This is a genomic window from Nostoc sp. DedVER02, assembly GCF_034530675.2.
Taxonomy (GTDB): domain Bacteria; phylum Cyanobacteriota; class Cyanobacteriia; order Cyanobacteriales; family Nostocaceae; genus Nostoc.
The window spans coordinates 119,801-130,288 of the sequence record NZ_JAVRCP020000019.1 but is presented as its reverse complement, the minus strand read 5'-3'; the positions used below and the strand labels follow the sequence as shown (position 1 = coordinate 130,288).

Genomic DNA, 10,488 nt, shown 5'->3' with positions numbered 1-10,488 from the left:
TACTACAAACTTTTAATTACTAGCTTGACTAATAGCATTCCAAGTATCTGTACCTCATAGCAGCAGGAAGTGCTGTAACCCTTCCCCTTTAACCTTTTTACCAAGCCCAATTCTGAGTTCAAAATCCAAAATCCGAGTAGTATTGATACACATGGGTAAAGTCTCGTGTAGCCCCAATAAATTGAAGGGACGACTTCTGTAGGTGAAATCATCCCTCCCAAATTATAAAAGTGAAATATTCTCTATCTGCTTACTCTAGAAGGTTCAACCCACTCATCCCAAGAGCTATCGTAGCCATCATAAGTAATTTTATAAAGTTCGTTACTAACTTCTAAAACCTGCCCTTTATACCATTTCCCTTTCCACAAAATTCTCACTGCATCTCCAGCTTCAAATGATGCCCTAAAGCGTTCACTGCCAACCCATTCATTCCAGGAACTACTATAACCTTCATAAGTAATATAGCAACTATCATTCTTAACCTTAAGTACCGTTGCTGGATACCATGTTTCCTTCCAAAAAACCTCAGCCTTTTGTCCCACAGAACAGGGTGAGGCAGCTAAAGCACCGGGAATTAAGGTTCCTACCCAAGTCGCCATAAAAATAGCACCAAACAATACTTTATTTTTCATTACTTTTCTATCCTCAAACAGTAAAAAGAAATTTTGATGATTTATGGAAATCTAATTAAAGAATTTCCACTAACTGTTACTATTGTTATTAAATTAAATTGGCGATCGCCTCAGCAAAAATTATGAATTTTTGCCGTTAGTTATAAAGATATGGCGTTTAAAATCCACAGTATTTATAAAACTTACTTAGTTGAAAGGTTCAGATTCCCGATTTATTGAATAAATCGGGAATCTGATTGTTCGTATTAATACTGAAACTGAATTTTAAAATTTATTGATATTTTTTAACTTACCGAATCTAATTTCATAAAGTCCCAGCAAACCCGATGCTACTAACAAAGGTAAGAAATAATAGATTCCCCGATAAGCTAGCATTGAACCCAAAATTGCCGCCGCCGAAACTTTGGATGAAAGAATCAGCAAAATTATAGTCTCAAATACTCCCAAACCGCCGGGAACGTTACTAACAACACCTGCAAACATCGCTAGTAAGTAGATTCCCAAAAAGTCCAGATAGGACAAAGATATATTACTGGGAAGCACAGCATAAAGAACTGCTGCTGCCAAAATCCAATCAAGACTAGAAATTGCTATTTGGATAAGGGATATCTTAAAATCAGGAAATCGAAATTCTTCTCCATGAATTATTAACGGTTGTTTAATAAAAATACTTCCTAGCAAATAGCCAGCGACTAATAGTAGAAAAATCACACCGATGGGACGCACAGTGGAAAAAGGTAAATGTAGTTGAGTAGGAATTTTGAGGGGATTGATGAGGAATAAGCAACCTGCAACGGCAAACATCCCCAACCAGAAAGTAAAATTGGCGAAAGCAATTACTTGTGCGATCGCAACTGCTGACACTCCCCAACTAGCATAAAATCGATAACGGATAGCACTACCTGTCAGTAAGGCAAAACCAATAGTATTACTAAACGCAGAGCTAATAAAGTTGGTTAAAGCAATTTTATTCCAGTTTAGGGAACGATTAATGTAACTAAAACCCAAAATATCGTACCCAATCATCACTAGATAGCCCAAGGCTGTCAGCCAAATTGCCCAGCTTAAGCGGCTTTTGGGGATAGCAGCTAGAGAGTTGAGGATATCACGATAATTATACTCATGTAGTTCGTTAGCGATCGCCACCACAGAAAGCACCAGCAGCGACAAGCCAAACAGTGTGCTGAAATTTAGTTGCAGTTTTTTAAGCATCCTAAAGAAACTCATCCTAACTCTTGATTTTTAACTTATAACAAGTCGCAAACTTTCCATCTTGTTGACACAACATTGACAAATTACTTGCGTAAACTTAATGGTTGCCAGCACAGATTGTCCAATACCCTTCAAAGATGAACTACAAAAAATCAAAAATTATCTTGCTAGTTTCAGTATTAAGTTTAGTTAGCTGTAATTTATCCCAAAATGTCGTAGCAAAACCACCGCAACAGCAGGATTTACGTACAACGCCTTCCATTCTTCCAAATCGGTCTAATACTGCCAACTCAGCTACTTTCTTAACTTATAAAATTGAAACCTACGATAGTCAATTAATGGGTGCAAATCGCACTTACGGCGTTTCTTTACCCCCTGGCTATGAACAAAACCCAAAACAAAAGTATCCTGTAATCTTTCTCCTTCACGGCGGACATGGTTATCCCAGTGATTGGTTTATTGAGAAAAAGGGACAAGCTCTCAAAACAGTGGAACAACTTTATGCTACAAATAAGTTGCCACCCAGCATCATTATTACACCAGATGGCTATGACAAACGCGGCTCTAGTCGCTACCGAGATCCCGAATATATTGATGGCCCTAACGGTAAAGTCTCCACAGCCATAGGTGATGAGTTAGTAAAAGTTGTACAAAGCCGTTATCGGACAATAAATAATCCAGATTTTTGGGCAATAGGTGGTTTATCTTCTGGTGGTTGGGGTGCAATGAATGTGGGGTTACACAACCTGAACCACTTCTCAATTTTATTTAGTCATAGTGGTTATTTTCAAGATAAAAGCGGCCCAACAAATAGCCCAATAATTTATATCAGAAGCATTCCTCCCACAGCTATGAAAAAATTGCGAATTTACCTAGATTCAGGTACAGCAGATACTGAAGAAATCAACGAAGCCAAAAAGTTTTCTCAAGTACTCAACGAACTAAAAATTTATAATTTGTTTCGTCAGTTTCCTGGGAGCCACACTTGGCAATACTGGCGGGAACATTTAGCCGATTCTTTGACATTTGTGGGGGAACAATTTAAATCTGCTCAAATAGCAAATATGACTGGTAACTTAGGTGTTAATCAAAAGAAAAGGACTCCAAATAATTAGCAATTCCTAGTAGAAATAATTTTATTTTATAAAAGCGTTGATATTTAAACATCAATTTAGAAACCTGTGCTGCCATTTGTCAGTAAATTAACTATAGTAAGTTCTAATGGAGGTGTTTTTTCAATGTTAAATAAATATGAAGATTTCTAAATTATTAATTAGTTTGCTAGGAGCGATCGCACTCCTGACTACTGTTGGTTATTATTATGTATTTATCTTAGGTGCGCCGCAACTAGACCCACCCCAAGAAGAGGCAAATACTGGGCTAAAGCTGCAATTAACAACCTTCAACTCTCAAGCAATGGGTGCAGTCCGCAACTACGGCGTGATTTTGCCGCCCAACTATAATAAAAATCAGCAAAAGCGCTACCCTGTGATATTCTTGCTACATGGTGGTCATGATGATGCCCGTGCTTATGCTGACAAGTATGCAATTTTAGATATACTGCATGAACTTTATCAAAATGGAAAATTACCGCCATCAATTGTGATTACACCTGATGGTAATGATAATCGCGGTTCCAGTCCTTTATACGACCCCGATTATTTTGATGGCCCCAATGGCAAAATAGGAACTTTGATCGGCTCAGAATTAGTGCAAGTTGTCAAGTCGCGCTACCGCACCTTAGAAGAACCCCAATTTTGGGCGCTAGGAGGTTTGTCTTCTGGGGGATGGGGAGCTTTTAATATAGGATTACGCCATCTCAACACTTTCCATATTCTGTTTAGCCATAGCGGTTATTTTACCGATAATAGCGGTTCACAAAATAGTCCTCAACAAATTGTGCAACAGCTACCAATTGAAGATAGAAAGCAATTGCGTGTTTACTTAGATGCAGGTTTGAACGATACTAATTTGTTAGCTTCTACTAAAGCCTTCAGTGAAACCTTAAATCAATTAGGCATTGCTCACGTATTTTATGCGTTTCCAGGAGGTCATGGTTTATCTGGTGCTGATATAGGCTGGAATTACTTCCACAAGCATCTTAAAGATTCGCTCTCGTATGTGGGTGAACAATTTAAAAAAGCTAAGAATTAGGAAATGCAATTAATCGCATTTGTACAGGAGTTTTAACACCAAAACAAATGACCAATGACAAAAACTAAGATTGGACTTTGGAGTGCAGCCTTCCTTACAGGCTTAGTGGGAGTAGTAAATTTGTTATCAGCAGTGACACCTAATCTGTATGGGCGTAATCACTGGTTGAAAGAATTTTTACCATTTGAAATTCGTGCCACTGGTCATATATTTGCAGCACTGACTGGGTTTATTCTACTCACACTTGCTACTAACTTATTACGCCGAAAAAGAATAGCTTGGTTACTAACCATTGCTTTACTAGTAATTTCTATTTTCAGCCATTTGCTCAAGGGATTGGACTATGAAGAAAGTCTCCTCTCTGGAGTTTTGCTGGTGCAATTAATTTTGATGCGCCATTCTTTCACAGCACAATCAGACCGTCCTTCGATTGCACGGGGAGTTAGAGTGCTGATTGGTGCTTTACTATTTACTCTGGCATACGGAACTGTTGGATTTTACTTATTAGATGGTAAATTTTCAGAAAATTTTAATTGGCGGGAATCTATACTTCAGACTTTAGCAATGTTCTTCACAGAGGATAATTGGGGACTACAACCAAAGAGCCGATTTGGAGAATTTTTTGCTAATTCTATTTATATTATTGCCGCAGTTACTATTACTTATGCAATAGTAATGTTATTGCAACCTGTATTTTGGCGTAATCTAGCAACATCAAATGAGCGGAAAAGAGCTAAAGAAATTGTCGAGCAATATGGATGTTCTTCTTTAGCGGCGCTCACACTCTTAAATGACAAAAGTTATTATTTTAGTCCTACTGGTAATAGTGTAATAGCTTATGTTCCCAAAGGAAGGGGTGCGATCGCATTAGGAGATCCCATTGGCCCCATTGAAGACCGCAAAGAGACAATTATTGCTTTCTGGCAGTTTTGCCAGCGTAATGACTGGTATCCAGGCTTTTACCAAACTTTGCCCGATGATGTTGAGCTTTACAAGTCATTGGGATTTAAGGTACTCAAAATTGGAGAAGAAGCGATCGTTGACCTGAAAAGTTTTACATTACAAGGTAAGGCCGGTAAAAACTTTAGACCATCAATCAGTCGTTTAACTAAACTAGGATACCGAATCGAGTTTTACCAACCACCCATTACTGATGCTTTGTTGCACCTCCTCAAACCTGTGAGTGATGAATGGCTAAAGATGGTACAAGGTTCGGAAAAACAATTTTCTTTGGGTTGGTTTGACGAAGCTTATCTGCGAGACTGCGAGATTGCTGTGGTGCATAATCCCGAAGGTAATATCACCGCCTTTGCCAACATTCTCCGAGAGTACCAAATCAACGAAGCAACTATTGACATGATGCGACATCGCTCATCTCTTGAGAATGGGACGATGGACTTTCTATTTATTTCCCTGCTTCAGCATTTTAAAGAGTGCGGTTACGACAGCTTTAATTTCGGTCTTTCTGCCTTGGCGGGAGTTGGAGATAACCCAGAATCACGCCGATTAGAGAGAGTATTGCACTATCTTTACGAGCATTTGAATCGCTTCTACAACTTCAAGGGACTACACGCCTACAAAGACAAGTTCCGTCCCGTCTGGGAACCGCGTTATTTGGTTTACCCCAGTTTAGCTGCCTTACCAGATGTAGTTGTAGCATTGATTCGCGCAGATTCAGGCGATCGCCTTTTTGATTATTTCAAACCCGGAGCCTAAAAGCATCTATTTTGGTGCTATTCAGCCGTTAACGCCATAAAACTTCATTCCAGGGCGATATCTACAGATCGCCTTGCCTACACAAATTTAGATTTTATGGTACAATTGTACTATAAAGGTGATATCTGGTGAGTATGTAACGTTAAGTTTGGCAAGAAATGCCCAAAATTTGTAATAAGTGAATTCCCATAATAGCTAGTACACTCACAATACGGTTCGGTTAAAGGGGAAAGGGAAAAGGTTTTGAATACATCCTTTACCCTTTTCCCGCAAACCCATTCCCCAGACCACAAGGAAAATGAAAAATGCTTATCCGAACCGTATTGAGTAAACTCAGGCTTTAACAGTGAGATTTTGCCTTGGGTATTCGCATATATTTGGCATGGATTTATTGCTTGTTCGTACTTCAAGTTTTCACGGTTGCAAAAAATTATTATAACCCGTGGCTTTAACAGACTTATTGATCTAGGGATGAAAGGTGACAATATGACAAATAATCAAATTTCTCTGCTAGAACTCATCAAAATTTTTGCAGAATATCGTAATAATATCATTGTCAACATCAACCACCTGCAAAAAAATTATCATAGAACAAGTATCAAGCGGGTTAAAGGAGTAAGAGACGAAAGCGGGGAAATCTTACAACCTTGGTTGCAAACAGAATATATAGATAATGCTGAGTATGTTGGTATGGGCGAGTTTCAGTTTAACCGCAATACTGCTACTATCAATATGTTGATCAAACGTAAAGTCAAACTCGCCAAATTTGAAGATAAAACCCCCACTCTTGAAGTAGCAGGTTTGCTAGTAAATGACCTTAATAGCTTTAACAACTACACGATTGTAAGTGATGGTAAAATCAATATAAAGTCTTTACAAGTCAAAATTAGTAGTAAAAAAGTTTTTGACTTGCTTAAAGAAAAGGGCGTGTTAAATGCAGAAGATTTTGACTTTCATACTGAATATACCATCCAGCTAGATAACTTCCCACTTATCGCTTCTGATACTCATCACAGTAGTATTGATGGACTATTCAATCAACTTGCAAAGGTTAAAGTGCTTGCAAGTATTATTTCTGCTCAATTGAAAAAAGAGTCAGATGTATTTATGGCACCACAGTTAGAAGAGTTAAAAAAACACTATCTGTCCAAGAATATTTACATCAACTTTCCGACAACTAATGAATACGTGGATATCCATGAAGCTTTAGTTAATGGTACTCTTGATTCAAGATTAAGCTATAAAATCGACATCGGTAGCCAAGACATTCTGAACCTGAATAAGTTTCCTTCTGCTAACAAGTTTCTGAATAGAATGTATCGTCTTTATGATAAACAAACTGGAGAAATTATCATAAAGCCGAGTTTTGAGATGATATTTAATGAGAATCTTGCTATTAGGCAAAGATTACTGTCATCACGCACCAAGATTACAAAAATTGACGAGTTTATGAAACCAGTTTTTGATGATTTTCTTGGGCTTGAGCAAAATGGCATAGTTGTAGATATTCTCAAGAAAGTTGGTGCTGACAGTTTGGCACAGTTATTTCAGGATAAACACACTGGTAAGCAAATCAATAAAGAGGAAATGGTTGCAGCTTTGACAGTAGCGAATATTAAACTAGAGAAATATGTAGAAAATATCTACCAAGATAAGATTTCTCCTTTGGTATTTTATATTGGTTGTACTGGATTACTGCCAGATCAAATAGAAGCAAAACCCATGACTGCGGAAGAAGCTGCTGCTAAATACCCCAATTTGCAATTTTCTAAAAATGAACAAGAAGGTACTTTTTTTGTAGTTGGTGATAGTATTATCAGCATCTATGTAAAAACTGAATATTGCAGCAAACTTATTTCTGTTGCTATAGACAATTAAATTGTATATGACAAGTGTAAATCATCGTTAAAAATAAATTAACCGCAGAGGCACAGAGAACGCAGAGAGAAGAATCATACTTGTTTATTACTAGCCATTAAACTTGGCTGTATAGGTTTATAGCGTTTCATAAGCAACTGAGGTACTGCTTTATCTCCCCTCTCCTTAGTAAGGAGAGGGGCTGGGGGTGAGGTTTTAAGGTGTACTTCACTAGATCGATAAATGCTATATTTTGTTTAATAAGAATCTCAATTCTAATTCTTGCAAAAGTAATTGCACGTATTGTCAAAACTTAATTTTCAAACTCTGTTCATGCTAACTAACGCAAGAACTATTATTTATAGCTAGTATCACTTTTTACCAGGATTCTGTTAGTCAATTCTTCCAGTTCTTTAAGGTGTTGTGCGTTCACAAGCAATTCTCCCTCATAACTAGATTTATCTGTACCATATTGACTTTGTTGCTCTTTTAGTATTTCAATCTCATGATTAATTATTGGTAATGCTTTCCCTTGGATAATTACTTTTTTTAGCAATTCAAATCGTGATACTTCATTAATTTGACGCAAGAGTTGCGAGATACAACGACTAATAATAATTTCATTGCTAAAAGCAAGAATGCCATTAAATTCATTATCTTGAGCTAATAATTGCTCGCTTACATCTAACAAAGCTTCTACAATTAAAGGGATGTAATTCACAGGAATTTCTTCTTCAGTAGAGTTTTCTAGCTGTTCTAGAAATACCCTAATTTGGGTTGTGCCGTTTGGAAGTTTTTGTTTAGTAAGTTCTATCAGATAGTTTCTAAATTTGTCTACATCTCCCATAAAACCAAGGATAGGTTTTATCTGAGCATTAGACAATTCAACTGCTGATAATGATAGACGAAAGTAAATAGGAAAAACTTCTAAACTACAGACACGTAGCTGCTCACGCCATTGCAACTCTTGTTTTTTATCTATATATTTATTACCCCAGACAGATTTTAATTTAGGAAAAAGGTGCATTAACAGGTTTTTAATAGGCTGCTTTTCCTCATCTCGCAGTTGAGCAATCCAGGTATTAAAAAGATTTTTGAATTCATCTATTGAAATATTTACCTCTCCTACAAAAATATGAGTATTTTGATGGATGATACTATATATATTTGGGCTAAAGACTCGTAAAGACTCAATAGCAATGAAATCAACAGGGTTTACTTCATGTTTTACTACTGGATATGTCACTGTTAAAGTGTTAATCAAACGAGTGATATCACGAATACTATTTATAAAGCGATCTATTCCTTGAAAGTAAATCTCACCCCAACGATTTTGGTTGATTTCTTGTTTTGGAGTTTCAGCAAATATGTTATCAAGCTTTTCAAAAAGAAGCCTGCGAAGTGAGATTTTATCAGGAACAGGTAACTCAAAACTAACTTGAATAATTTTTTCTAAATATGCTTCTCCTGATATTTCTTTGGTATCTGCAATTGTTTTCATTACAACTTGTTTATCAAAGACCAGAAGATAGACAACGTTAGTAAAATTTCGCATTGCTTTGAAAATACGAAATAACTGCTTGATATCTTCAGCAGCCAACCGATCGATATCATCAATTGTTATAACTATTCGCCGTTGCTGCTGTACTAACGTATCTTCTACTTCTTCTTTTAATTCGGCAGCTTCCTTGTCCTTTTCGTCCAATAAGGCCGCTAATGCCTTGCCAGTTTGAGCATAAGGTAGAGGAATGTCTGAAATAATGGCGGCAAAATCAGCTAATGTCTCTTTCAAACCTCTTGATACAGATGACTGTTGGCTTAAAACGTTTTGTAATTGTTCAAAAAAGCGCCTTGTGATATTTTGGTGTCCAGATAATAACCAGGGATTAAAAGGAACGATGATTGGTTGCTCCTCGTCTGGTTTTTGCTGAAGATAGTGAACTACAAAGTTTAATAGTGTAGATTTGCCAGAGTTCCAAGAACCATAAACTGCAATAACGAAACCTTCAGGAAAGGTCATTTTACAAATGCTGTTTGCTAAATACTTGGCGAAGCTGGCATGTCCTAACAGGTCTTTTTCTGGATCGATTAAGGAACTATCTACCGATATATCGTTAATTTCCGTCTGTGCCATAAAAAGTTTTCTTGCTCATGTTGCGATCGCTTCCATCGGGGCATAGCCCATCGTGACATATTCAGTAGGATGAGTAATGATCCCTTGGGATGGGAATTTCCAGTGAAATAATTTCCTCAAGGCTTATGCAATTGGTTTTAGATTAATTATTTGGCATCGCTGAAATTAGGAGCTTAAATAGATAAACAGCCTATCTGGTAAATTTTCTCTCTACATTATCTAAAAAGACTACTCAAATAAGTTAAATTTCAACCTAATCCTAACTATTGGTTATATAAATGCAGCCTTCTTTATGTCTATGTGTACTAGTGGAGGCTAAATTTTAATATTCCTATATAAAGGTATTAATCCTCAAGAATGATTTTGAAAAAATTCTATTATTATATCTTCACCAAACATTAATTAACTGCTAGATTTAGCATACTGGAGCTTGTAGTAAAATCTGTATTAACTTTATGTTAAATAATTGACTTATTCGATAGAAGCATAACCACAGTTAGATGTTAGTTATTTCTTCTATAGAAGCAATTTCTAGCCAATAGTTACTATGGACAAGTAAGCAATTACAATGCCTTAAAACTTATAGCGTTTCTCGGTCTGGCGACATACAAAAACCCCCTCACTGTAAGCGATGAGGGGGCTATAATGTACCTCATTTGATTAGGAAAAGCTATATTGATTAAATCTTATATGGTGGTTCTTGGTTGAGCTAGGTACAGAACCCCTCACTGTAAGCGAGGAGAGGGTTAAGATACACCTTCTATGATTAAGAAACGCTATATA

The 10,488-nt window shown here is 36.9% G+C and carries 7 protein-coding genes; 4 read left to right on the top strand and 3 right to left on the bottom strand.

Annotation, left to right across the window (positions count from 1 at the left end):
- Positions 1–242 precede the first annotated feature (242 nt).
- Together RMZ41_RS19650 and RMZ41_RS19645 are read right to left on the bottom strand one after the other, a co-directional pair.
- Positions 243–632, bottom strand: coding sequence for an agenet domain-containing protein (locus RMZ41_RS19650; RefSeq protein WP_322643171.1), 390 nt, complete (start codon positions 630–632; stop codon positions 243–245).
- 264 nt (positions 633–896) lie between these two features.
- Positions 897–1,844, bottom strand: coding sequence for a lysylphosphatidylglycerol synthase domain-containing protein (locus RMZ41_RS19645; protein ID WP_322643172.1), 948 nt, complete (start codon positions 1,842–1,844; stop codon positions 897–899).
- A gap of 137 nt (positions 1,845–1,981) precedes the next feature.
- Here RMZ41_RS19645 and RMZ41_RS19640 point away from each other — a divergent pair, with 137 nt between their 5' ends.
- From RMZ41_RS19640 to RMZ41_RS19625, 4 genes are all read left to right on the top strand, one after another.
- Positions 1,982–2,959: an alpha/beta hydrolase gene (locus RMZ41_RS19640; protein ID WP_322643173.1), complete on the top strand. Its 978-nt coding sequence runs from the start codon at positions 1,982–1,984 to the stop codon at positions 2,957–2,959.
- Between the two features lie 136 nt (positions 2,960–3,095).
- Positions 3,096–3,998: an alpha/beta hydrolase gene (locus tag RMZ41_RS19635; RefSeq protein WP_322643174.1), complete on the top strand. Its 903-nt coding sequence runs from the start codon at positions 3,096–3,098 to the stop codon at positions 3,996–3,998.
- A gap of 54 nt (positions 3,999–4,052) precedes the next feature.
- The gene (locus tag RMZ41_RS19630; RefSeq protein WP_322643175.1) at positions 4,053–5,714 is read left to right on the top strand and encodes a phosphatidylglycerol lysyltransferase domain-containing protein; all 1,662 of its coding nucleotides are present in this window, start codon (positions 4,053–4,055) and stop codon (positions 5,712–5,714) included.
- Between the two features lie 486 nt (positions 5,715–6,200).
- Positions 6,201–7,592 (top strand): hypothetical protein, encoded by a 1,392-nt coding sequence (locus RMZ41_RS19625; protein ID WP_322643176.1) that lies wholly within the window; start codon positions 6,201–6,203, stop codon positions 7,590–7,592.
- A 334-nt stretch (positions 7,593–7,926) separates the two neighbouring features.
- Here RMZ41_RS19625 and RMZ41_RS19620 read toward each other — a convergent pair whose 3' ends face one another.
- A complete protein-coding gene (locus RMZ41_RS19620) occupies positions 7,927–9,705 on the bottom strand; it encodes a KAP family NTPase (protein WP_322643177.1) in 1,779 nt (592 codons plus the stop codon).
- Positions 9,706–10,488 lie beyond the last annotated feature (783 nt).